Here is a 22678-nt window from a genome sequence, read left to right as displayed (position 1 = left end):
AGATTCAGTCTGCCAGCCCCGCCGTGGGCTCGCTAACAGGACGAGTGGCCGCCAACGGTCTCCCGGAACGGGTCAGAGGCCGGCGAGGAGTACGAGATACCAGGCGACCAGGGCCGCGCATGTCACCGCGGGGAGGAGCTTGGGCAGCCCGTCGCCCTTGCGTACGTGCGTGGTCACGGCACCGACGAGCAGCATCAGCAGCCCGATACCGGCCAGCCCGCCGCACAGCGGTACGACCGGACCGAGGGCCACGCCGATGGCGCCCGCCAGCTCCAGCCCGCCGATGACCCGGTAGGCCGCAGTGGTGAAGCCGGCGTGGGCGGCCAGCTCGGGCATCGGACCCAGGGCCAGAATCTTGGCCGCGCCCAGCAGGGCGAAGATCAACGCGATGAGACAGGTCAGCAAGGCGGAGAGGATCACGAGACGCCTTCGGGGGTGTGCGGACGACGGGCCTGGCGGCGTTCGGCGCCCAGGCCGGCGAAGTAGGCGATCAGTTCGGGGTTGTCGACCGCGGAGGGGTTGAGGACCTGCTCGGCGGGTGCGCCCTGAAGGAGGCGCTTGACCGGGACCTCGAGCTTCTTGCCGGTCTTCGTGTGCGGGACGGCCGGTACGGCGAGGATCTCGTCGGGGACGTGGCGGGGTGAGGCGCCGGTGCGGATCGCGTCGCGGATCTTCTCGCACAGGGACTCGTCCAGACCGACCCCGTCGGCGAGGACCACGAAAAGCGGCATCCAGTAGCCGCCGTCGGGTTCCTCCGCGCCGATGACGAGGGCCTCGGCGATCTCAGGGAGGTGTTCGACGATGTCGTGGATGTCGGCGCTGCCCAGGCGTACGCCGTTGCGGTTGAGCGTGGCGTCGGAGCGTCCGTGCACCATCACCGAGCCGTGGGAGGTGAGGGTGATCCAGTCGCCGTGCCGCCACACGCCCGGATAGGCGCTGAAGTAGGCGTCGCGGTAGCGGCTGCCGTCCGGGTCGTTCCAGAAGTACAGCGGCATCGACGGCATGGGCCGGGTGACGACCAGTTCGCCGACCTGGTCGACGACCGGCCGTCCCGTGCCGTCGTACGCCGCGAGCGCCACGCCGAGGTTGGGAGCCGACAGTTCACCCGCCCACACCGGCGTGGTGGGGGCGCTGCCGGCGAAGCCGGAGACGACGTCCGTGCCGCCGCTGGTGGAGGCCAGCTGGACGCCTGCGCCGACGTGGTCGCGGACCCAGGGGTAGGCGGATGCGGGCAGCGCGGAGCCGGTGCAGCCGATGACGCGGACAGACGAAAGGTCGTGCGTGCGGGGTTCGACGCCCAGTTTGGCCATGGCCAGCAGGTACTGGGGGCTGGTGCCGAAGACGGTGACCTTGTGGCGGGCCGCCAGCTCCCACAGGACGTCCGGGCGCGCCACCGGCGCGGGGCTGCCGTCGTAGGTGCAGGTGGCGGCGCCGGTCAGCAGGGTGGAGACGACCAGGTTCCACATCATCCAGTGGGTGGTGGTGTACCACAGCAGGCGGTCACCGACGCCCAGGTCGCAGTGCAGGCCGAGGATCTTGAGGTGTTCCAGCAGGACGCCTCCGTGACCGTGGACGATGCCTTTGGGCAGCCCGGTGGTGCCGGAGGAGAAGACGATCCACAGCGGGTGGTCGAACGGAACCGGGGCGATGGCGAGGTACTCGGCGCGGCCGGCCGCGTCCTCCCAGGGAACCGTCAGCCTCGCGGCCCGGGTCGCGGGCCACGCAAGGCCCAGGTGATCCACGAGGACCGTGGCCTTGAGCGTGGGAAGGGCGGCGGCGAGGTCGAGGGAGGCTGCGCGACGGTCGTGGCGGGTGCCGTTGAAGAGGTAGCCGTCCGCGGTGATGAGCACGCTCGGTTCGAGCTGGGCGAAGCGGTCGGCGGCGGCCTTGGGTGCGTAGTCCTGGCCGCACACGGACCACACCGCGCCCAGGCTGGCGGTGGCGAGGAAGGCGATGACGGCGTGGGGGGTGTTGGGCAGGTAGCCGACCACCCGGTCGCCCTGTCCGACGCCCAGGTCGCGCAGGGTGGCCGCGACGGAGGCGACCTGGGCGCGCAGCTGTCGGTCCGTGATCTCGTAGGCGGCTCCGGTCTCGTCCAGCGCGGTGATCGCGGGGGCGTCCGGGTGCAGGTTGGGCAGTGCGTGGTGGGCGTAGTTGAGGGTGGCGCCGGGGAACCAGCGGGCGCCGGGCATGGCTTCCTCGGCCAGCACCCGCTCGTACGGAGTGGTGGCGTCGATGTCGAAGTACTCCCACACCGCGGCCCAGAATCCTTCCAGGTGCGTGACGGACCAGTGGTGCAGGGCCTGGTAGTCGGTCGGGTCCGGAATCCCTTCGGCGCCCTGGTGCCGGGCGGCCCAACGGGCAAAGTCCGCGATGCGGCTGCCGGCGGCCGCGTGGGGGTCGGGCGGCAGGAAGGGCTCCGGACAGGGCGTGGAGTGCGGGGTGGTCATGGTGTGGTGTTCCTCGTCAGGGTGCGGGCCGGGCTTCGGCGGGGCGGCGGGCCGTGTGCAGCAGGGGAGCCCAGGCGGCGGCGTCGGTGAAGTCGCCGGTGCCGGTGGGGACGGTGTCCATCACGACGCGGTCGGGGCGCAGCAGGACGGCGTCCGCCCGGCCGCGTGCCAGCCAGGCGGCCAGCGTGCCGTCGTCGTCCAGGTCGCCGACATGGATCACGGATGCGCCCAGGGCCGTGGCCACGCCCGTCATCCGTGCCGTGGGCGGCAGGGCGGTCAGCACGGCGAAGGAGTCCCCGAGTATGTCGTCGAGGCGCTCTCGCCTGCCGTCGACGATCACCCAGGGTTGCGGGCAGAAGGTGCCGGCCAGTGAGCGGCCGGTCAGCCGGGGGCGGCGTCGTACCAGCGGATTGGCGGCCAGGGCGGGGCTGAGGTCGCGGCTCACCGCCGCGATCACGCCGGGGATGCGGCAGGCCGCGCCCACCACGGCCCGGCGGATGGCCGCACCGCGGTCCTGTCCGCCGGTCATGGCCCAGCCGACGGCGACCGCGAGACGGATCATGTGGCGGGCGTGCGGCTTGCGCTCCTGCTCGTAGGTGTCCAGCAGCCGTTCGTCTGCGCCCTGCTGGAGGACGCGGGCGAGTTTCCAGGTGAGGTTGCGGGCGTCGCGCAGGCCCGCGCACAGGCCCTGCCCGATGAAGGGCGGGGTGAGGTGGGCGGCGTCGCCGAGCAGGAAGACGCGTCCCCGGCGCCACCGGTTGGCGAGGCGGGCCCGGAAGGTGTACTGCGCCTGCCGGATCACCTCGAAGTCATCGTCCTGCGACCCGTCAGACGGCAGGTCCACCCAGGGGGCGACGAGCCGGCGCAGGCGTTCCAGCCCCTGCGGGCCGTCCAGGGGCTCGCCCTCGGCCAGCCGGAACTCCCAGCGGTAGCGGTCCTCGCCAACCCGCATGTAGGTGGCCGGGCGGGTGGGGCAGCAGATCTGCTCGGCGCCTTCCCAGGTGCGCACCGGAAGGCTGGTGCGGACGTCGATGACCCGCCAGCTCTCCTCGAAGTGCAGGTCCTCCCAGACGGCGCCGATGGCGTCACGGGTGATGCTGCCCGCTCCGTCGCAGCCGAGGACGGCATCGGCCCACAGGTGCTCCTCCTCGTCGCTGCCGTCACGGCGGAAAGTGACCCGGACCGGACCCGTCGGAGCGTGTGATCCGTCGGTGTCCTGGGTGACCGACACGACCTCCAGCCCGCCCCACAGCTCGCACTCGGGGCGGCGCTTGAGGGCGGCGCGCAGCAGGCGTTCCAGCTCTGGCTGGTCGAACATGCTGGTCTGCGGGAAGCCGTGGTGGCCGTGCAGGGAGCGCGGGAACTCGGCGATCACGCGGCGCCGGGGGTCCAGCAGCCGCAGGCCCGGTGCCGGGCGCGCGACGGCGGCGAACTCCTCGTGAACGCCGACGCTCTGGAGGATCCGGCGGACCTCGTCGTCCACGACGACGGCTCGCGGCAGGGGGTAGATGTCGCTGTGGCGTTCCAGGAGCACGCTGGGCACTCCGCGCTGGGCAAGCAGGAGCGCGGCGGTGACCCCCACGGGCCCCGCGCCGATGATCACCACCGGCCTTCGGCTTTCGGCGCTCACCTCGCGTCCGCCACAGGGGTCCGCTGCTCGCCGAGGTCGATCCGCCCGTCCGGGGTGGCGATCGTTGCGGTCACGACGTCACCTGCACGCAGGTAGAGGGGGTTCTTTTCCTGCCCCTTGAAGAACGCCTTCCACTTCACCGCGGGAGGGAGCAGCGCACTGATCTTCGCGACCGGTGCGGGCGGAGCCTTCAGTGCGGTGCCGCCGGGGGTGCCGGTGAGCAGCAGGTCGCCTGGGTCGAGGGTCTGGAAGCGGGCGAGCAGGGTGAGGGCCTGGGCGGGCCGTACGATCATGTCGGCGAGGGTGCGGTCCTGGCGCGGTACGCCGTTGACGTTCAGCCGCAGCCGCAGGTTCAGCAGGTGGGTGAAGTCGTCGGGCTCCAGCAGTGCCAGGTACGGACCCGTCGGCGTGAAGGTCGGGTAGGACTTGCTCTCGTAGAACTGGGTCTTGGTCAGCTGGACGTCGCGGGCGCTGACGTCGTTGGTGAGGACGAGCCCGGCGACGTACGAAGGAAGGTCCTGCTCCTTCACAACTGTGCCCACCGGGAGCGTCGCGCCCATGACGAGGCCGAGTTCGACTTCGTAGTCGAGGAAGTTCACGTGTGCCGGGCGGACGATCGTGTCGTGCGGGCCGCTGACCGATCCGGACGCCTTGCGGAAGAAGGTGGGCGGTATGTCGCCCGTGAAGCCCGAGTCCTTGGCGTGGCTGCGGTAGTTGACCATTTGGGCGACCACCCGGCAGGGGGTGGTGACCGGGGGCAGCGCCACCAGTTCGGCGACGGGTGTGCCGCTCTCGCCGGAGGCGGCGGCCTCGCGGACGGCGGCCCGGTCGGCGAGCAGTTCGGCGGTGGTGACCGCCTTGGTCTCGATGCGGACGGCGCGCTCGTTTCGGACGGCCCACCAGCCGTCGGGGGTGCGCAGCACGTTGGTGCTCATGAGCTCATCGCTTTCATCAGGCCCAGCAGGCGTGCGGGGTCGAGTTCGTTGTCGTCGCGCAGGGCCGTCATGACCTCGCGGAGCTTGGCGGGGGAGGGGTTGGTGCCCAGGAAGTCGCGGGTGACGGGCGGCCCCCACTGGGCCAGGCCGCTCGCCGACATGGGTGCCCAGCCGGGTTCGAGGTCGCAGGCGAAGAGGTCGCCGTCGGCGAAGTGCTCCAGCATGAAGCGGTCGGGGTCGCGCCAGTAGTCGAAGAGTTGGCTGCCCTGGATGTGCCGGCCGATTCCCCAGCTGCGCTGGTAGCCGCGCTCGGCGAGGTACTCGCCGCCGGCGGCGATCGCGTCGAGGTCGGTGACCTGGTAGGCGGAGTGGACGTAGCCGGTGCCCGGCCCGAGGTGCAGGGCGAGGGTGTGGTGGTCGACGGCCAGGCTGCCCTGGTCGCAGCGGATGAATGCCATGGTCGGCCCGCGCTGGCGTTGCCCGTCGAGGAACAGGAAGTCGGACACGATCATGCCGAGGGTGTCCAGGTACCAGTCCAGGGTGCGGGTGAACGTCCGTGTCTCCAGCACCACATGGCCGAGGCGCTGGATGCGGGACGGCTCACGGGGCGGGCGCTGGGTGGTGTTCGTACGACGGCCTTCGATGCCGGTGTTGAGGATCACCGGCTGCTGCTCGGGCAACGCGGGCAGCGGTTCGGCGCAGTGCACCACCCGGACCGGGAGTCCCGAGGGATCGAACAGGGCGACCGACCGGCCGCCGCCGGGGACGTCGATGTCCCGGACGGTGTGTCCGACGGCGGCGGCCAGCCGGTCCACATCGGTCCGTTCGGCCGCGCGGAACGCGGGCCCGAGGAAGCGGGAGGCGCGGCCGCGCCGGATGACCATGCAGGGCGAGCCCGCGAACGTGCCGCGCAGCCACAGCTCGTGATCGGTGCGGGCGGCGATCGCGAAGCCGAAGTCGCGGGCGAACACCTCGGCCCGGTCCAGGTCCGGCTTCTCGAACTCCAGCCAGGCCAGATCCGCCACTTTGATCACGGGATTCCGGGCTCGTCCGGGGTGCTCACCGCGTAGGGCGCCCTGCTCACTGTGGAGGTCTTGGTGGGGCGTCAGAGGACCGCCCTTGTTAACGGGGATGTGGGACATGGTGTCCTCCAAGCAACACTGCCGTAATGAGGAAATCATCAACTCTGTCGTTTCTCATCGTCAATAGGTGCAGCACAAATAATTGAGGATCTCATCAGTAATGGCAGGATCATCGTCGCGGCGGTTACACTGGGCCGTATGCCGACGTCAGCCCCGCCCAAGAACCGCTTCGAGCGCCGCCGCGCCGAAACCCGTCACGCGCTCGTCCGGGCGGCGCGGCAAATCCTGGCGGAGACCGGGGACACGAGCGCGAGCATCCAGGCCATCGCCGAGCGCGCGGACGTGGGTTTCGGCTCCTTCTACAACCACTTCGAGTCGAAGACGGAGCTGTTCGACGCGGCGGTGACGGACGCCCTGGAGGAGTTCGGGCAGGTCATCGACGCGCGCGTGGTAGGCATCGACGATCCGGCCGAGCTGGTCGCGGCCGGCTTCCGGCTCACCGCCCGGATGGCCGACTCCCACCCGGAACTCATGCGGATCCTGCGCGACCGCGGCTTGGTCCACATCCACTCCGACCGCGGCCTCGCCCCACGCGCCCTGCGCGACCTGGAGATCGGCATCGCCTCAGGCCGTTTCACCTGCGGCAACGCGACCACCGCCCTGTCGGCCCTGGGCGGCACCCTGCTGTCCCTGGTGGCTCTCCGGCTGGACCGCCCGGACCTCGACGGCGACGAGGCCGCCTCCGACCTGGCCGAGATGGTCCTGCGCATGCTCGGCCTCGCTGCGGACGACGCCCACGAGGTCACCCGTCGCCCGCTGCCCGATCTCGCCCGATGACCTCCTGCACCTGAAGCGCGGCCCTTTGTGGTGCTACGCCGGCGGCGACGAGGAACGCGGTTGCCGCGGCCTCACCGGTGGGGTCCGCCCACGGGCATGCGGCGTTCTCCTCGGCGAGGGCCAGCATGAGTGCCTCCAGTGCTTGGGCGAGGACGGGTGCTGGAAGGTGGTCCGCGAAGACGCCTTCGCGCTGACCGCGCCGTAGGGTTACGACGGCTTCTGCGCGGGCCGGCGCCAGGATGGTGCGGATCTCGTCCTCTCCCAGATGGCGCCGTCTCAAGGCGATGAGCACGCGATAGTGGTCGCCCACCGTCCATGCCGCCAGCACCATCCGTGTCATCGCCTCGACCGGGTCGGCATCCGCGGTACGGGCTCCGGCGAACGCCTGCCGGAGTTCATGGCCTGCTTCCTGTGTCAGGTCGGCGATCAGCGCATGCCGGCTGGGGAAGTGTCCGTAGAGGGTGCGCCGGGCGACGCCGGCCGCCTGAGAGATGCTGTCGAGACTTGCGTCGGGGTCGTCGCGCAGTTTCCGCCGAGCGGTGGCGAGAATGCGTTGACGGTTCGCGCGAGCGTCGCTGCGCTGCGGTGCGCGGCCCGGGGCGTCGGTCGTCTGCATGGTTCTGTCTCTCCACGGTTGCCGGAAAGCCGTGGGCGCCGGTGTTCCCTCAGGCACCGGCGCCCACTCACCCCTGCCCAGGGTGGCTTGTCGTCCTGCTGACGGGCGTCAGGGGACGAGGATGAGGCGGATCGGGTCGCCGATCTTGTTCTCGAGACGGTGGACGGCGTCGGCCGCGTCGATGAGCGGGATGTGGTCGGTGATGGAGGGGGCGAGGTCGAGGCGTCCGGCCGCGGTCAGCTGTACCAGTTCGGAGACGGACTCGGGGAAGCCGCCGTAGTGGCCGCGCACCTGCTTCTGCAGGTAGTTGAAGGTCAGGCCCTCGGTGATGGTCAGTGGCCGGGGTGTGATGCCCACCAGGATCAGGGAGCCGCCCAGGCCGAGGACGGAGGCGGCCTGGTCGCGGACGGCGGGGACGCCGGCGCAGTCGAAGGCGAAGTCGAGGCCGCGTCCGCCGGTGGCTGCGTGGATCTGGTCGGCGAAGTCGGGGGCTGCCGGGTCGAGCGCGAGGTCCGCGCCGAAGGCCAGGGCACGCTCGCGGGCGCTGGGCAGCGGGTCGACGGCGATGATCGGGGCGGCGCCGACCAGGCGGGCGAGGCGTACGTTGTGGGCGCCGACTCCGCCGACTCCCCAGATGCCGACGGACTGGGCGGCCCGGACGCCCGCGGTGGCGACGACGGCGGCGTAGGGGGTGGAGACCGCGTCGGGGATGATCGCGGCCTGGTCGAAGGGGAGGCTGTCGGGGATGGGGATGAGGGTGTCCTCGCGGGCGATGACGTACTCGGCCCAGCCGCCGTCGTAGTCGATGCCGGCGGTGAGCATCTGGGTGCAGGGGCGGTGGCGCACGCATCCGGCGCACGTGCCGCAGGTCTTGCCGGCCTCCAGGGTGACGCGGGTGCCGACGGGCAGGCCGCGCTTGAGGTCGGGGCCGAGCGTGTGGATGACACCGGAGACCTCGTGGCCGACGGTGATGGTGTCGGAGGTGGCGAACAGCGGGACGAGGGAGCCGTCGAGCAGGTGGACGTCGGAGAGGCAGACGCCGGCGGCCTTGACCTCGATGAGGACCTCGCCCGGGCCCGGCACGGGGATCGGGACCTCTTCCACGGCGAACTTCTTGCTGTCCAGGTGGAAGCGTCCGGCGAGCATGGTGTCCATGAAGATCTGCTTTCGGTGAGCGGCACCGCCCGGCGGTTCGGGCCGGAGGGTGCCATGTGGTGTCTGGAGGGCTTGTGGTGGCCGGGAGGCGTGGGGGGTTGCAGGACGGGGCCGCACGCCTCCCGGCGGCTGAGGGGCACACGCCTTGACGGCGTGCGACGGTCAGGCGAAGACGTCCTGCTGGTAGCGCTCGTCCGCTTCGAGCCGGGCGAGCCACTGCTGGGCGGCCTCGTCGTCGCAACCGGTCTTCTGGCGGTGGATGGCGGCGAGTGCCTCGCGGACGGCGGGGGCCATGCGGCGGCCGTCACCGCAGACGTAGATGTACGCGCCGTCCTCGATGGCCTGCCACACCGTGTCGGCCGCATTCGCGATGGCGTTCTGCACGAACCGGGCCGGGTGGCCGGTCACCGCGGAATAGGCGGTGTGGATCCGCGCGATCCCGGCCTGCTCCCAGTCCTGCATCTCCTGCTGGTAGAAGTAGTCGTGCTCCGGGTGGCGGCAGCCGACGAAGACCTGCGACGCGCCCACCTGGGTGCCGTTCGCGTGCTGGGTCGCCCGCTCCTCCAGGAAGCCGCGCAGCGGCGCGATGCCGGTGCCGGGGCCGATGAGGATCAGCGGCGTGGCGGGGTCGGCGGGCGGGGCGAACGTCGGGGAGGGGACGCGGACGTAGCCGTAGACGACGTCTCCGGGCTCGAGGCCCGCGATGTACGCGGAGCAGGTGCCGCGGTACTGGCCGTCGCCGGACAGGGCCGGGCCCTCCAGCAAGCCGACGGTCAGGCGCACATGGCGCGGGTTGGCCGACGGGGCGGAGGAGATGGAGTAGAAGCGCGGGCGGATGGGGCCCATCATCTCCAGGAACACCGCCAGCGGCAGCTCGACGGCCGGGAAGCGCTCCAGCAGGCCCAGCACCGAGATGCGCTTGCCGAGGATCTCCTTCTGGTAGCGCTCCTCGGCTTCCTGGGTGTCGGCGGTGTACGCCTGGAGCTGCGGCCGGGTCCACGGGCACTCGGTGTGCTCGGCGAGCGTCTGGATCTGGGAGCGGGTGGCCACGTCCTGAAGCTCCAGGAACTCGGTGAGCAGGATGCCGGCGGTGACCGGGGTGCCGACCGGCAGGTGGGTGCGGCCACCGGCCGGCTGGTCGAGCCGGAGCACCTGGTCGTAGTCGACGCCGAGCCGCCTCAGGGCGCGCTCCACCAGGGCGAGTTCGTTCTTGGCGAAGACGGCCAGGTGGTTGCCGGTGTCGTAGGTGACGCCGTCGGGCAGCTCGAAGGTGATGGACTTCGCCGACGGGCGCGGCGGCTCGATCTGGAAGTCCCACAGTCCGGTCGCGTCGGCCACCAGCTCCTCGTTGGCCACCACCGTGAGCGCGTACGCCTGCTCGGAGACGATGGCGGGACGCACGTCGGACTCGGTGAGCAGCTGGACCTCGTAGCGGGGGCCGCTCGCCTGGGAGGTGTCGGCGGCGTACTCCTCGGCCAGAGTGGCCCACAGGGTGTTCATCCACCGCGTGGCCATGCCGTCGAAGTCACCTGCGGCGTCCGCGATGCCGCGCTCGACGACCGGCGTGGCGCCGGCCGCCAGCAGACCTTCCTCGATCCGCTTGGGGAACGCCTGGTAGGTGGCCACCCACTGGGTGTTGCCGGCGCCCAGCAGCGCGTACCGCACGTTCGCCAGCGAGCCCTCGGGCAGCCCGGCGGCGAGCAGGTCGTCGAAGCGCTGGGCGTTGTCGGGAGCCTTGCCGTTGTAGCTGGCGGCGACGACGGCGAGCAGTCCCTCGGTGGGCAGGTTGTCGCCCAGCTCGTCCAGGCTCACCAGCGTGGTGCCGAAGCCGGAGCGCTCGCCGCGGTCGGCGATGGTGCGCGCCAGGTCCTCGCAGGAGCCGAGGCTGGAGCCGTAGGCGACGGTCAGGTTCACCCCGACACCGCTGACCGCTGCCTGGGCCTGGGTGTCGCCGGGCTGCAGGTCCGCGGCGCCGAAGACGGTCCGCTGGTGCTCCTGACGGCGCCGGACGATCAGCTCGAAGTTGCCGGGCTTGCGCGTCAGCGCCTCCCGCACGTCCATCGCGTAGTCGCTGGTGTCCGAGAACTTGAACTTCTGCAGCACCAGTGTCAGGGCCAGGCGGGCCTCGGTGAGCGCGAACTGGCGGCCGATGCAGGCACGAACGCCGTTGCCGAACGGCTTGTAGGCGTGCGGGTGCTGCTGGACGCGGTTCTCCGGCAGCCAGCGGTCGATGTCGAACTCGTCTGGACGGTTCCATGCCTTGGGGTGGGTGTGCAGCGGGCCTTCAAGGATGCTGACCCGTGTGCCCTTCTTCAGCTCGTAGCGGCCGCCGATGACGGTGTCCTCGATGGGCGCCTTGGCGATCATCGGGATGGGAGCCCACAGCCGCAGGGTCTCCTCCAGGATCCGCGGGATGACGTCCAGCTGCATGATCGTGTCGTAGTCCGGCACGGTGTCACCGGGCAGCAGGCGGTCCACCTCGGCGTACGCCTGGGCCAGGACGTGCGGGTTGCGCATCAGCGAGTAGGTGGCGAACGACAGCAGACCACTGGTGGTCTCATGACCGGCGATCAGGAACGTCAGCACCTGGTCACGCACGTTGTCGACGTCCAGCCGCTTGCCGGTCTCCGGGTCGGTGGCCTGAAGCATCAGGCCCAACAGGTCGTCCTCACCGCTGCCCTTGCCCTCCTGGCGCTCCTTGATCACGCTCTCGACCAGCTCGCGCATCACCTGGATGTTCTCGCCGTACTTCTTGGCATCGGCCCTGCGCAGCTTGGTCATCATCGGCAGCTCCTGAGAGCGCCGCATCGACTCGGTCAGCGCGCCCAGCATCGCGTTGAGGAACGGGTGCAGCTCCTCCTTGTCGAAGGAGTCGAACCGGTAGCCGAACCCCGACAGGGCGATGGTGTCCAGCGTCAGGCGGGTGTAGTCGTCGGTGATGTTGACCGGCTGACCCTCCCGGCGCTCCCACTTGCCCGCCAGGTTCTGGGCGATCTCCAGCATCTGCCCGAAGTAGTTCCTCATGGCGCGCTGGCTGAAGGCCGGCAGCAGGATCCGGTGTGCCCTGCCCCATTCCTCTTCGTGCTGGTGGGCGGTGAACAGGCCGGCGCCGGCGAAGTCCCGGATGTGGTGCAGCGGCGTCTTGTCGATCTGCTTGAAGAACCGCGTCTCGTCGCTGACCTCGGCCACCAGGTCCGGGTCGTAGACGAAGACCTGCTCGATGCCGGCGATGTCCATGCCGTAGATGCCCTCGGGGAACTGCTTGGACAGCTCACCGAAGTACTCCACCGGGTTGGTGTCGGGGATCTGCGGCGTGTGGCCGAGGAGGGGGATCCCGCGCGGGGACCGGATGGGGTGAAGGTCGTTCGCGGAGTGCGTGGTCATGTCTTGCTCCTCTGCGGAGGGGGGAGGGGTTGGGCAAGGGCGCGCTGCGTAGGTCGATGCCGTGGCGCCGTACGGAAACATACGCTGTATGGAATTGGAACCATACGTGGTACGGAAAGTGGAGTGCAACCCCGGGAGTCCAGGTAACGCTGTGGTGAAGCTCATTTCCATACCGTGTACGGAACTGGTACCGTACGAGGTATGGAAAAGAAGGTGAGACGTCCCCCGCGGGGAACAAGGAAGAGAGACGTGCCTCTGACGGAGGCCGGGATCTATACCGCCGCCCTGCGGCTTATCGACGAGGACGGCGTCGAGGCGCTCACCATGCGCAAACTCGCCACCGAGCTCGACGCGAACCCGATGTCGCTGTACCACCACGTGCCGAACAAGGAAGCCGTGCTGCGCGGCGTGACGAGAATGGTCGGAGCGCAGTTCCGCACCGTGACACTGGAGGACGCTCCCTGGCAGGAGCGGATCCGTCTGCTCGCCACGGACTTCCGGACCCTGGCGCACCGTCACCCCAAACTGCTGGCGTACTCGTTCAGCCACCAGCCGGACTTCATCCAGCCCAACGACCCGTTCTGGACCGCCCTCACCGCCATCGTGGCCGCTGCCGGTGTGCCGCAGTCAGAGGTCTCGGAGATCGCCGCGCTGATGGTCGCCGTCGTCATCGGCGTCCTCACCGCGGAACTCAACGGCGCACTCCACCAGTGGTCGACCCTCAAGCCCCACGGCCCTGAAGCCGACGAAGACGGGGCCGCGGACGCACACCCTGGCTCTACGGGTGCGGCCCCCGAAGGCCCTGACCAGGACCACATGTTCCGTCTCGTGATGGACACGCTGATCACGGGCCTGGAAAGCCGCCTCACCGCCGGTCGTGACGGCTGGCACGCCGGCCATTGAGCCAGTCAGCCTGAGACGCTGCGCCCCAGGCGCTGGCGGCTGAGGCGCGCCCGCAGTCGGGCGATCTCAGGCTGCGACACACGGGAGCCACCCCGTCACATCGGGTGAGACCGCCCGGCGGGGCGGCTCCACATCCAGCCTCTACACGGCAGCCGTATGCCGACGCTGAACCGTGCAATGACCATGGTCGTTGGCTTGTTCCTGGTCTCCCTCCTGAGGGGGGAGACCGTCGGCCTCGTCGAGCTGAATCACCCACGTCATCCGTTCACCGAGGCGGCTACGCCGCCGAGTGCTCCCGCCCGTGAGCGCGAAGTGTCGCCCCGTATCGGATGAGACCTACCCGATCTCTCGATCCGTTCTTTTCTCTCTTCCTCCATCGCCCATTCGCTTCCTCCATCGCCCATTCGCTGTCCGGAGGGCTGCCCCCATGTCCCAGAACGCCACCGTCGCTGCTTGCGGCGCCGAGACCGCAGCTGAGAATGTGCCCGACCTGTCGCACCGGCGTCGCTGGTGGATTCTGTTGGTCATTTCCCTGTCGATGCTGATGGGTGTCCTCGACGGCACCATCGTGAACATCGCCCTGCCGTCCGCCCAGCACGACCTGGGCTTTTCGGACGCCGACCGGCAGTGGGTGGTCACCGCCTATGCGCTGGCCTTCGGCAGTCTGCTGCTGCTCGGCGGCAGGGTCGCGGACCTGGTCGGGCAGAAGGTGATGTTCCTGGTGGGTCTGGCCGGCTTCGCGGCCGCTTCCATGGTGGCAGGCGCGGCGAACGGTTTCGCCATGCTCGTCGTCGCGCGCGCCGTCCAGGGCCTGTTCGCCGCCCTGCTGGCCCCGTCGGCCCTGTCGGTCCTGATGACCACCTTCACCGATCCGCGCGAGCGGGCGAAAGCTTTCACTGTCGCGGGATCGGTCGCCGGTGCAGGCGGAGCCATCGGCCTGATCCTCGGCGGCGTGCTGACCCAGTACTTGGACTGGCGATGGACCATGTACGTCAACGTGGTCTTCGCGGTGGTGGCGTTCGTCGGCGGGGCGGCCCTGCTGCACCGCACCCCGCGTGACACGTCCTCCAGGCTCGATGTCCTCGGCACTCTGCTGGTTTCCATCGGCCTGTTCTGCCTGGTGTACGGGTTCTCGAACGCCGAGACGCACGGCTGGGGCTCAGTGGCGACCTGGGGCATGCTGGCGGCCGGTGCTGTACTGGTGGCCGTCTTCGTGTGGTGGCAGAGCAGGGCGGCGTCTCCGCTGCTGCCCCTGCGGGTCCTGCTGGACCGTAACCGCGGTGCCTCCTTCGCCGCCCTCTTCGTCACCGGCGCGGGCATGTTCGGCGTGTTCCTGTTCCTGACCTACTACCTGCAGCAGAGCCTCGGCTACAGCGCTCTGAACACCGGCTTCGCCTTCGTGCCCCTGATCGTGGCCTCGTCGTCCGCCTCCGCCGTGGCCAACAACGTCCTGGTGGCGCGCATAGGACCGAAGCCGGTGGTCCCGCTGGGCATGGCCATTGCGGCCGCCGGGCTGATCTGGATGACCAAGCTGGACCTGAACAGCGGATACGTGACGCAGGTACTGCCCCAGCTGATACTCGTCGGCATCGGGCTGGGCACGGTCATCGCGCCCGCCATGAGCCTGGCGACCTCCGGCGTGGCGGCCGCCGATGCCGGCGTTGCGTCGGCCGCAGTCAACACGCTTCAACAGGTGGGCGGCTCCATCGGCATCGCCTTGCTCAGCACGATGGCATCCGACGCAGCCACCGGCTACCTCTCCGGCCGCAACCCCAAGAACCCCGGCGTCCTGGCTCAGGCCGGCCTCGCGGGCTATTCCACGGCCTACTGGGGGTCGGCGGCCGTCTTCGTCACCGGCCTGGTCGTCACCTCCCTCCTTTACCGCCGGGGTGTGCCCCAGCAGAACGAGAACGCCGCACCTGTCGTGCACATGTAGCGGGACAAGCAGTGCTTTGAGGGCCCGCCTTCGAGGGGGGCGAACAGACTCTTTGCGGCTCCCCTCCCCTGCTCAATGGATGTCCCATAGTGGCTGCGACTCGGGTTCTATCAGCGGAAGGTGTACCAGGTGGAAGATCGAACAGATCCGCGTCTATTGCGCAGTCGTCAGGCCATGGTCGCGGCGGCCACCGCGTTGCTCACGGAAGGTGGGCTGGAGGCCGTGACACATCAAACGGTTGCGACTCGTGCCGGCGTCGGCAGGGCAACCGTCTACCGGCACTGGCCGAGCCTTCTCGACCTCCGCCTGGCCGCGCTGGAGGCCGGCATGCCCCCTCTCCCTCCGGTACCCGAGGAGCTTCGGGCCGCTTCGGGCAACGATCCGCGAGCGGAGCTCATTTACCGTCTGAACGTGCTCGCCGAGCGTTGGGACGACGAGCAATCGGGGGCCGTCCTTGCCGCGGTCCTCGGGGGCTCACGGCACGACGAAGGCATGCGCCGCCTCCGGGAGTCACTGCTGAACCAGATCGCCGACGCCCTGCGTCCCGCGGTTACCACAGCCGTCGAGCGCGGCCAGCTCCGGCCCGACGTCACCCCCGAGACATTTGCCATGGCCACCGCCGGGCCGCTGTTCTTCGAGCGTTTCTTCGTCGGGAACAACCTGGGGCGCGACACCGTGGACGCCGTCGTGGACGCCGCTTTGCGAGGTTGGTCCTAGTGCCGCATCAGGCAACTTTTGCCCTGTCAACTACCTCGCAGAGGTTTTCGTTGGCAGTTTGTATGTTTCCGCCAGATGGCGAAGCGGCGGATCATGCTGCCCTGCTCCCTGTGGCTGACATGGTCGGTGCTGTCCAGCGCGAAGTAGCGCAAGGCGGTGAACTGGGCCTCGATGCGGTTCAGCCAGGAGCTGTTGGTTGGTGTGTAGGCGAACTCGATGTTGTTGGCCGCGGCTCAGTCGCCGACCCGGGTGTCCTTCCTCGTGGTCAGGTGCGGGGAGAAAATGTCGAGCACGATCGCGATCCGGGTCTCGGGCGGGTAGAGGCTGCGCAGGTAGCGGCAGAATTCCAGGAACCTCGTCCGATTCTTCTTCGGCTTGATGTGGCCGTAGAGTTTGTCCCGGGCCAGGTCGTAGGCGGCGTCCAGATGCCTGACCCCGTGCGGGCGGGTGTAGGTCGCCCGTCAGCGGGGCCGGGGCTCCCGGTTGGGGTCCTTGTGCTGTCCACCACGCTCAGCCCGCTGTCTCCCGTGATAAGGCTGGAGGTTGAGCGGGCCGAACTCGTCGAGGCATAAGACGACGTCCGGATCGCCGTCCTCAGGTATGACCTCGCTGTCGGCAATCGCGTAGAGGTGCTCGATGCGGGCCTTCTTGGCGGCGTAGTCGGGGTCGCGGGAGGTCTTTCAGGTCTTCACGCGTTGAATGGACACGCCCTCCTTGCGGAGCAGGGCCCGCAGTCCCTCATGGCTGATGTCGTGGACCACCCCCTCGGCGACCAGGAAGTCGGCCAGCTTTGCCAGGCTCCAGGTCGAGAACGGCAGGCCGTGCTCGGCCGGCTTCGACTTGGCGATCTTCTTGATCTCCCGGCGTTCCGGCAGGGCGAAGGTCTTCGGTCGCCCACCTTTGTACTTGGGGCAGAGCAGGTCGAATCCGTCGGTGTTGAAGTTGTGGATCACGTCCCGGACCCGGTTTGTGTTGGTGAACGTCACTTCGGCGATCGTCGCCACCGGCATGCCCTGGGCGGACAGCAGCACCATTTGGGCCCGCCGCCAGGCCACCACCGAGCCGGTGCGCCTGCGGATGATGCGCAGCAGGCGCTGTCCCTCGTCGTCATCGATCTCGCGGACACGTACTCGTTCTGCCACCCGGACAGCCTGGCGGGACGGCGCTTGCCGGACCAGTAGGTGACTCCGGTTGGGCAGTCTGCTGTCGGGCTCTGCCGACCTATGCTCGCGTGAACCCGTGGCTCCGCTCCACTTTCGCTACATGCAGCGTGTAGCTCTGGTACCACTCGGCTCGCCCACGCTTTTGTGCCGCGCGGTGCTCGGCGTTGCTCCGCCACTCCGCGAGGGCGTCGGCGTCACGGAAATACCCGACAGTGATGCCCAGCCCGCCAGGAGTCTGCGCGTGGTCCATCCCCAGGAACCCAGGGACGTCCTTCACCAGGTCTTCCATGCGTGTGTTGGTCTCGCTGTAGCCGCTCTGGTCCTGGGTTCGCACCGTGGTGAAGACCGCCACGTAGTAGGGGGGTTCATACGTCTCGACGGGCGCGACAGGCGCTTCCGAGTGATCGCTCATGTCGTCACCGTAAGGCGCGATGCGCCCAACGATCCAGCGTCTTTGCCGGACGGGATACATGAGGGATCGGGCTCTTGACCGAAGCCATCCGAACTCTCCGCCAGCTCCGGGAAACGGCGGCGAGCCTTCCGGCTCGCAGAACGGTGCCAGGGACGGGAAACTCCAGGGCGAGCGTTGCCTGATGCGGCACTAGGGAGCGCGGGAAGGTGGGCGATGCGACGGAGGCTGCCCTGACCGAGGCTGGCTTCGGCCCGGCCGCCCTCGACGCCACGACTGCGGACAGCCACTCACCATGGCGGTGAACACCGAGGCGCAGACGTCCGTGTGCCTGCCTCAGGTCGCCCCCTGACAGGACTCACCTTTCGGCGAGGAAGTGCGCCAGCAAGCGGTCGAAGTCGCTGTGGCCGAGCTCGGCCCCCCGGGGCACCACTGCCTCCGTTTCCTGCAGGAACGCCTTGAATTCCTGCGCTGGGGCCTTGAGCAGGGCCGTACCGGACGGCGGGTTGAGAAGGATGTACAAGTCGCGGCAGCCTGCCTCGCCGGTGGGCCATATGCGAACGTCTCCCTTGCCGGCGGGGCCCTCCAGGCCGTCGATCAGCAAATCGCGTCCGATGATCCATTCCACCGGCTCGTCGCTGTCGACATCGGTGGTAAATGCGGCATGGACCACGTAGGGATCACTCGGCTCGTACCGCAGATTCATGATCATGGGCAAGGACGTCGCATGCACGCCGACAAGCCTCACAGGTAGCCCCTGGATCACAGTTCTCAATGACTTCATTGGTCTTACTCCTGGTGCTTCGAGTCATTCGGGGAGGGCCATCGGAAGGGCTGTCGTCGGATTCAAAGGGGCTGCACAGAGAAGCGGTTACTGCGAGGACCGGTGGCGGTCGGCACGAGGACACCCGCAGGAGCAGTTCTTCGTGCCGTCGCGAGGGCGCCCGGCCGACGGGAGCAGGCGAGGCCACCACTGCCGGCCGGGGCCATCACGGAGATGTGGCCAACGGTGGTTGCCGGACAAAGGGCGCCCTTGGTCTCAGCGATCGACGCTGTACCGGTCGTGGTGGTAGTGGACCGACTCGTCACGGTCCCCACCTCGACGCCGGCCGTGGTTGTCGTCCCACACGTAGCTGACGCCGCGGCCCCAACCGCAGTCTGTGTAACGGTCCCAGCAACTGCAACGAGACTGAGACAACCCCTGACCGGAAGGGCTCGACTGCAAAACCGCTCCGTAAGGTGTTTGGCGGTCCGGAAGAGTGGGGTGTGGCTCTGAAGTCGCTTGCCCGCGGTGGCTCCGGTGGAGTGGCCGCCCCGCTCTTCGGGACGACCGGCGGCTGACTGAAATGTGCGAATCGGCCGCCGTTTACGGAGCTGACGGCGGGGTGTCCTTGGACCGGAACGGCACGTTGTCCGAGTCCGAGGCGACGCACATGACCACACATGTGCCCTGCTTATGGGTCGGTATCGATGCCAGCAAGGGCCACCACTGGTGGGTCGCCATCGAAGACACCGGAACCACCATCGCAGGGCCGCCGGATACCGGCCCTTCTGGCCGCGTCACTCGTCGCAGGCCGACCGTCAGCGCAAGGGTGAGTCCACGGTGGGCGTCAGGAGGGTCTCGTCGAGGCCGACGATCTGGCTGATGTCGAAGCCCTCCATGTCCGCGCGGAATTCTGGACTCGACAGGTATGCCTCCAGCCGCTCCTGCACGTCGTCGGCGTCCTTGTAGGAAACGAGGGCGTACAGCCGGGGAGTGTCGCTTCCGGGCGCCGCGGGCACCGTCCAGACGCCGTGGGTGGTGATCCGGTGCTTGGCCATACCGGGAATGTGCTGGGCCCAGATCTTCTCGTAGGCGGCGAGCGCGTCGGAGCTGCGCAGGGCGTAGACGCGAAGCTGGTACTGGGACATGACACTGGTTCCTTTACTTCTGAGCATGGATGGTCGGCGGTCAGCCTTGGGGGAGGAGGTGTGCCAGTTCGGCATCCCAGTCGATGAGTCCGGACTCGGTCCCCTGTGGCACCAGAGCCTGGGTGTCCAGAAGGAAGGACGAGATGTCCTGCACGGGGACCTCGAGCAAGGCGGTGCCTGCGGAAGAACCGAGGGCGATGTAGATCGACTCGTCACCCCGCCCTGCGGCCGACCAGATCCGGACATCCGCGTGGCCTGCAGAACCCTCCAGCCCGTCAGCCAGAAGATCCCGCCCCAGGATCCATTCGACCGGCTCATCACAGTCGACGAAGAAGGCGGCACGGACGACATAGGGATCAGCGGGCTCGTAGCGCAGACGTACGCAGAGGGGCAACGAGTAGACGTGCGAGACGACCAGTCGCACGGTCACCCGCCGTTCTACGGCTCTCAAGGACTTCTTCATCGGCTTCCGCTCCTGGGTATGGCTCGGCGGTGCCTCACACCGGCCTGTGGCGAAGAGGCAGCGCGGGCGGAGGCGGGACAGCAGGGCGCGGGCGCCGGACGGCACCGGCGCACCCCATGATGGGTCGCGCTGCACTCACTCGGCCGGCAGTCGGGGACGCCGCCCCCCGACCGCCAGACGGATCTCCGCCGTCGGCAGGGACAGGGCCGAGGGGAACTGCTTGTGCTCATGGCCGATACCCGTCTCACCGGTCGTCGCGGCCCAGGTCATGGTGGTGCCTGCCCCCGCCGTCGTGCTCGCAGCGGTTCCCGTCGTGGCGGTAGGACCGGTCGGACGTCCAGCCGTGTCCCTCGCCCTCCCAGCGGTAGAAGTGGCCATCGCGGTAGTAGAGCCCGTCGCAGTCGTGCCGGGTCGAATCGCTGCCGTGGCGGTCCTGGTGCCAGCCGCGGGTCTCGTCGCAGGAGTAGCCCCGCTCGAGCAGGTAGCCGACACCGTGGTCCCAGCTGTAATCAGCGGCCACGGCCCCGTCGGTCGGGTGCTGGGCGTGCGTGGACGCAAGGGGCGCGGCCGAAGCGGTGCCACCGGCACCGAGGACGGCGGCACCAGCGACCGCGACGGAGGAGACAGTGAGGGCGATGCGCTTTGCGAGCTTCTTCATGATCTTTCCTTTACGCGGGGTGATCTGCGCCAACGGCGGTTCTGCCAGGCGATGTGTGACGCCCGGTGTGATCCGAGCGAGCAGTTCCATACGTCGTATGGAAGCGCGCTTTCATTGTTACCATACGTCGTATGGAAATGTCGAAGTGACGAAGGCAACCGTTGACCGGCTGGCGCGAGCGCGAGCAGATGTCGCTCTTCAGCGCGAGCTGCCCGTCGCCGGCCCCCGGCACGCTGGCCTTCCTTGCCTCGGCCGCGGCGGTGTGTGTCCACCCGGCGCACGCGCCAGGACGCGGTCGGGTTGGCCGGACAGCGGGACGGCGGCCGGAGCGGGACCTGGCGATCGGTGGCTGCACCGGCCCGGAGATGCCTCAGCCCGGGGAGTGAGGGCTCGAAGTCACGGATGGCATCCAGTTCGCCGTAGTGGCGGGTTTGCGATCGCCGGAAGGCGGGACGAGTATTTTTTCAGGGCGTAATGACTGGGGCGCACCGTGATGCCGACACCGTCGATGCAGCGCCCCCTTTTGGTTACGCCCACGCTCACAGCCGACAAGGGTCACCGTGAAGGAAGCGGCGCAGCGAACTGGACCGAACCTGCTCATTCGGTGGCCTGGCCGGGGCGGCGGGTGGGGCATCCAGCCCCGTCGCCTTGACGGGACTTTAGAAACCGGCCGATGGCTTCATGACCGAGGCTGCATGACCGGGTCGATGGTCGCCGCAGCGGGGCGAGCGGCAGAACGGAAGGAGTCTGCCCATGCGGATCGTCGTGGACCTGAATCGGTGCCAGGGGTACGCGCAATGCGTGTATCTGGCGCACGAGGTCTTCAGGCTGAACGGCCAGGAGGCGCTCACCTATGAGCCGAACCCCGACGACGAGCGGCGCCTGCAGGTCGAGCGAGCCGCTGCGGCGTGCCCGGTGCAGGCCATCGTGATCGACCGCTTGGACGGCGCGAAGCGGGGCGAGGCGCCATGACTCTGCGGGCAACGGTCGCAGAGCTGGTGCGGGAGTTCCGGGCCAGCGGCCGGATCGTCATCGTGGGTGCTTCTCTGGCCGGGCTGCGGGCCGCGGAGACGCTGCGCGAGGAGGGCTTCACCGGTTCCCTGACCATCATCGGTGACGAGCCGTACGAGCCCTACGACCGTCCCCCGCTGTCCAAACAGGTGCTCAAGGGCTGGGTGCCGGCCGATCACACCAAGCTGCCCCGTATGCGGGAATTGGATGCGGACTGGCGGCTCGGGGTGGCCGCCGTCGGGCTGGACCGGGCCACCAAGCAGGTACGCCTGGCCGACGGTGAGCAGGTGCCGTACGACCGGTTGCTGATCGCCACGGGCACCCGCGCGCGGCAGTGGCCGAACCCGGCCGAGGCAGCCCTGCACGGGGTGCACACGATTCGCTCGCGTGATGATGCCGCGCAGCTGCAGAAGGAGCTGGCCGAGCCGCAGTCGCGGGTCCTGGTCATCGGTGCCGGGTTCATCGGCTCGGAAGTGGCCTCTGTGTGTCGGGAGCTCGACATCCCGGTGACCGTCGTCGAGCGGGGTTCGGCGCCACTGGTCGGCGCACTCGGCGGGGTGATCGGGGAGATCGCCGCGCAGATGCAGCGCGATCATGGCGTGGACCTGCGCTGCGGGCTGGGCGTGTCGTCGCTGGATGGCGACCCCGAAGGGCATGTGCGGCGGGCACGCCTGTCCGACGGCACCACTGTCGACGCCGATGTGGTGGTGGCCTCCCTGGGATCGATCCGGAACGTGGATTGGCTGGAGGGCTCCGGGCTGGCGGCCGGTTTCTGGGGTGTCGGCTGCGATGCCGGTGGTCGTGCCTTCGACATCAACGGGGTGGTCACTGACAGCATCTACGTGGCAGGGGACGTGGCGCGTGCGCCGCATGTGCTGTACGAGTACCAGTTCCTGGCGATGGAGCACTGGGACAACGCTGTTTTCGGTGCGGAGGTCGCGGCGCACAACATGGTGAACCTCGAACCCCACTATCGTCCGCATCTGCTGCTGCCCGGCTTCTGGTCCGGTCAGTTCGGCGTGAACATCAAGTCCGTCGGGGTGCCGCCTTTCGGTGACGAGATCGTCTTCACCCAGGGGTCCGTCGAGGAGCGCCGTTTCGCCGCCGCCTACGGCCGCCGAGGCCGCATCGTCGCGGCCGTCACCTTCGATCACGGCAAGTGGCTCGAGTACTACGGGAAGCTGATCGAGCAATCAGGTCCATTCCCGCCTCCGCCGCCGGGCTGGGACCAGCCGCCCGACATGAAGCCGACGCCGGCCGAGTTCCCGGACCCCAGGGTCCCGACGGCGGTCCCCGACGTCGTCCTGACCGGCCATGCCCCGAGCGAGCGGACGGCCGAGTTCCGGTCCCGGCGCCACTGACCCGGGCCGCCGGGCCGTGCGTGCAAGCGGACAGCACCGACAGGAAGAAGGAGGGGA

The 22678-nt window shown here is 69.1% G+C and carries 19 protein-coding genes and 1 pseudogene; 6 read left to right on the top strand and 14 right to left on the bottom strand.

The annotated features are described in order from the left end of the window. Positions 1–72 precede the first annotated feature (72 nt). The 5 genes from ABT288_RS03470 to ABT288_RS03450 are packed head-to-tail and all read right to left on the bottom strand — an operon-like array spanning position 73 to position 6157. Positions 73–420, bottom strand: a complete 348-nt coding sequence (locus tag ABT288_RS03470) for a DoxX family protein (protein ID WP_351602298.1) — start codon at positions 418–420, stop codon at positions 73–75. After that, complete coding sequence (locus tag ABT288_RS03465) at positions 417–2450, bottom strand: acetoacetate--CoA ligase (RefSeq protein ID WP_351602295.1); 2034 nt, start codon at positions 2448–2450, stop codon at positions 417–419. The genes ABT288_RS03470 and ABT288_RS03465 overlap by 4 nt, the downstream gene beginning before the upstream one ends. Positions 2451–2466: 16 nt before the next feature. Beyond that, positions 2467–4080 carry a bifunctional 3-(3-hydroxy-phenyl)propionate/3-hydroxycinnamic acid hydroxylase MhpA gene (mhpA, locus tag ABT288_RS03460; RefSeq protein ID WP_351602292.1) on the bottom strand — a complete coding sequence of 538 codons (1614 nt, stop codon included), beginning with the start codon at positions 4078–4080 and terminating at the stop codon, positions 2467–2469. Continuing rightward, on the bottom strand, positions 4077–5015 hold the full coding sequence (locus ABT288_RS03455; RefSeq protein WP_351602289.1) for a fumarylacetoacetate hydrolase family protein: 939 nt from the start codon (positions 5013–5015) through the stop codon (positions 4077–4079). The genes mhpA and ABT288_RS03455 overlap by 4 nt, the downstream gene beginning before the upstream one ends. Continuing rightward, positions 5012–6157 carry a VOC family protein gene (locus tag ABT288_RS03450; RefSeq protein WP_351602286.1) on the bottom strand — a complete coding sequence of 382 codons (1146 nt, stop codon included), beginning with the start codon at positions 6155–6157 and terminating at the stop codon, positions 5012–5014. The genes ABT288_RS03455 and ABT288_RS03450 overlap by 4 nt, the downstream gene beginning before the upstream one ends. Before the next feature lie 138 nt (positions 6158–6295). Between ABT288_RS03450 and ABT288_RS03445 the strand changes: the two genes are divergently transcribed. Then, positions 6296–6934 carry a TetR/AcrR family transcriptional regulator gene (locus tag ABT288_RS03445; RefSeq protein WP_351602283.1) on the top strand — a complete coding sequence of 213 codons (639 nt, stop codon included), beginning with the start codon at positions 6296–6298 and terminating at the stop codon, positions 6932–6934. Here the strand turns inward: ABT288_RS03445 and ABT288_RS03440 are convergent. From ABT288_RS03440 to ABT288_RS03430, 3 genes are all read right to left on the bottom strand, one after another. Then, entirely contained in the window at positions 6900–7550 is a 651-nt protein-coding gene (locus ABT288_RS03440) for a TetR/AcrR family transcriptional regulator (protein ID WP_351602280.1), read from the bottom strand. The genes ABT288_RS03445 and ABT288_RS03440 overlap by 35 nt on opposite strands. 108 nt (positions 7551–7658) lie before the next feature. Beyond that, positions 7659–8705, bottom strand: coding sequence for a zinc-binding dehydrogenase (locus ABT288_RS03435; RefSeq protein WP_351602277.1), 1047 nt, complete (start codon positions 8703–8705; stop codon positions 7659–7661). Between the two features lie 162 nt (positions 8706–8867). Next, positions 8868–12089, bottom strand: a complete 3222-nt coding sequence (locus ABT288_RS03430; protein WP_351602274.1) for a bifunctional cytochrome P450/NADPH--P450 reductase — start codon at positions 12087–12089, stop codon at positions 8868–8870. A 249-nt stretch (positions 12090–12338) separates the two neighbouring features. Here ABT288_RS03430 and ABT288_RS03425 point away from each other — a divergent pair, with 249 nt between their 5' ends. From ABT288_RS03425 to ABT288_RS03415, 3 genes are all read left to right on the top strand, one after another. Continuing rightward, on the top strand, positions 12339–12992 hold the full coding sequence (locus tag ABT288_RS03425) for a TetR/AcrR family transcriptional regulator (RefSeq protein WP_351602271.1): 654 nt from the start codon (positions 12339–12341) through the stop codon (positions 12990–12992). A gap of 427 nt (positions 12993–13419) precedes the next feature. Then, on the top strand, positions 13420–14928 hold the full coding sequence (locus ABT288_RS03420; protein WP_351602268.1) for an MFS transporter: 1509 nt from the start codon (positions 13420–13422) through the stop codon (positions 14926–14928). A 120-nt stretch (positions 14929–15048) separates the two neighbouring features. After that, complete coding sequence (locus ABT288_RS03415; RefSeq protein WP_351602265.1) at positions 15049–15645, top strand: TetR/AcrR family transcriptional regulator; 597 nt, start codon at positions 15049–15051, stop codon at positions 15643–15645. A gap of 7 nt (positions 15646–15652) precedes the next feature. Here the strand turns inward: ABT288_RS03415 and ABT288_RS03410 are convergent. The 6 genes and pseudogenes from ABT288_RS03410 to ABT288_RS03385 form a co-directional block, all read right to left on the bottom strand. Then, positions 15653–16787 (bottom strand): annotated as a pseudogene (locus tag ABT288_RS03410) (IS630 family transposase). A gap of 79 nt (positions 16788–16866) precedes the next feature. After that, positions 16867–17220, bottom strand: coding sequence for an antibiotic biosynthesis monooxygenase family protein (locus tag ABT288_RS03405; protein ID WP_351602262.1), 354 nt, complete (start codon positions 17218–17220; stop codon positions 16867–16869). 355 nt (positions 17221–17575) lie between these two features. Beyond that, positions 17576–17929 carry an SsgA family sporulation/cell division regulator gene (locus ABT288_RS03400; RefSeq protein WP_351602259.1) on the bottom strand — a complete coding sequence of 118 codons (354 nt, stop codon included), beginning with the start codon at positions 17927–17929 and terminating at the stop codon, positions 17576–17578. Between the two features lie 869 nt (positions 17930–18798). Further along, on the bottom strand, positions 18799–19128 hold the full coding sequence (locus ABT288_RS03395; protein WP_351602256.1) for an NIPSNAP family protein: 330 nt from the start codon (positions 19126–19128) through the stop codon (positions 18799–18801). Between the two features lie 40 nt (positions 19129–19168). Beyond that, positions 19169–19591: an SsgA family sporulation/cell division regulator gene (locus tag ABT288_RS03390; RefSeq protein WP_351602253.1), complete on the bottom strand. Its 423-nt coding sequence runs from the start codon at positions 19589–19591 to the stop codon at positions 19169–19171. 244 nt (positions 19592–19835) lie between these two features. After that, positions 19836–20249: a hypothetical protein gene (locus ABT288_RS03385; protein WP_351602250.1), complete on the bottom strand. Its 414-nt coding sequence runs from the start codon at positions 20247–20249 to the stop codon at positions 19836–19838. 753 nt (positions 20250–21002) lie between these two features. Here ABT288_RS03385 and ABT288_RS03380 point away from each other — a divergent pair. Both ABT288_RS03380 and ABT288_RS03375 read left to right on the top strand, forming a co-directional pair. Then, complete coding sequence (locus ABT288_RS03380) at positions 21003–21221, top strand: ferredoxin (RefSeq protein WP_225835830.1); 219 nt, start codon at positions 21003–21005, stop codon at positions 21219–21221. Continuing rightward, the gene (locus tag ABT288_RS03375; RefSeq protein ID WP_351602246.1) at positions 21218–22621 is read left to right on the top strand and encodes an NAD(P)/FAD-dependent oxidoreductase; all 1404 of its coding nucleotides are present in this window, start codon (positions 21218–21220) and stop codon (positions 22619–22621) included. The genes ABT288_RS03380 and ABT288_RS03375 overlap by 4 nt, the downstream gene beginning before the upstream one ends. The last annotated feature ends 57 nt before the right edge of the window (positions 22622–22678 follow it).

Source organism: Streptomyces sp. NPDC001093, from assembly GCF_040298985.1.
Lineage (GTDB): Bacteria > Actinomycetota > Actinomycetes > Streptomycetales > Streptomycetaceae > Streptomyces.
Note: the sequence above shows the minus strand (reverse complement) of the source record. Positions and strands in the feature narration are given on the sequence as shown.

Bases quoted from the DNA above. Each gene is read 5' to 3' on its own strand.
- ABT288_RS03445 (WP_351602283.1), top strand. From the start codon at position 6,296: ATGCCGACGTCAGCCCCGCCCAAGAACCGCTTCGAGCGCCGCCGCGCC.
- ABT288_RS03450 (WP_351602286.1), bottom strand. From the start codon at position 6,157: ATGTCCCACATCCCCGTTAACAAGGGCGGTCCTCTGACGCCCCACCAA.
- ABT288_RS03405 (WP_351602262.1), bottom strand. From the start codon at position 17,220: ATGAGCGATCACTCGGAAGCGCCTGTCGCGCCCGTCGAGACGTATGAA.
- ABT288_RS03440 (WP_351602280.1), bottom strand. From the start codon at position 7,550: ATGCAGACGACCGACGCCCCGGGCCGCGCACCGCAGCGCAGCGACGCT.
- ABT288_RS03395 (WP_351602256.1), bottom strand. From the start codon at position 19,128: ATGTCCCAGTACCAGCTTCGCGTCTACGCCCTGCGCAGCTCCGACGCG.
- ABT288_RS03435 (WP_351602277.1), bottom strand. From the start codon at position 8,705: ATGGACACCATGCTCGCCGGACGCTTCCACCTGGACAGCAAGAAGTTC.
- ABT288_RS03455 (WP_351602289.1), bottom strand. From the start codon at position 5,015: ATGAGCACCAACGTGCTGCGCACCCCCGACGGCTGGTGGGCCGTCCGA.
- ABT288_RS03385 (WP_351602250.1), bottom strand. From the start codon at position 20,249: ATGAAGAAGCTCGCAAAGCGCATCGCCCTCACTGTCTCCTCCGTCGCG.
- ABT288_RS03400 (WP_351602259.1), bottom strand. From the start codon at position 17,929: ATGATCATGAATCTGCGGTACGAGCCGAGTGATCCCTACGTGGTCCAT.
- ABT288_RS03420 (WP_351602268.1), top strand. From the start codon at position 13,420: ATGTCCCAGAACGCCACCGTCGCTGCTTGCGGCGCCGAGACCGCAGCT.
- ABT288_RS03430 (WP_351602274.1), bottom strand. From the start codon at position 12,089: ATGACCACGCACTCCGCGAACGACCTTCACCCCATCCGGTCCCCGCGC.
- ABT288_RS03465 (WP_351602295.1), bottom strand. From the start codon at position 2,450: ATGACCACCCCGCACTCCACGCCCTGTCCGGAGCCCTTCCTGCCGCCC.
- ABT288_RS03380 (WP_225835830.1), top strand. From the start codon at position 21,003: ATGCGGATCGTCGTGGACCTGAATCGGTGCCAGGGGTACGCGCAATGC.
- ABT288_RS03375 (WP_351602246.1), top strand. From the start codon at position 21,218: ATGACTCTGCGGGCAACGGTCGCAGAGCTGGTGCGGGAGTTCCGGGCC.
- ABT288_RS03390 (WP_351602253.1), bottom strand. From the start codon at position 19,591: ATGAAGAAGTCCTTGAGAGCCGTAGAACGGCGGGTGACCGTGCGACTG.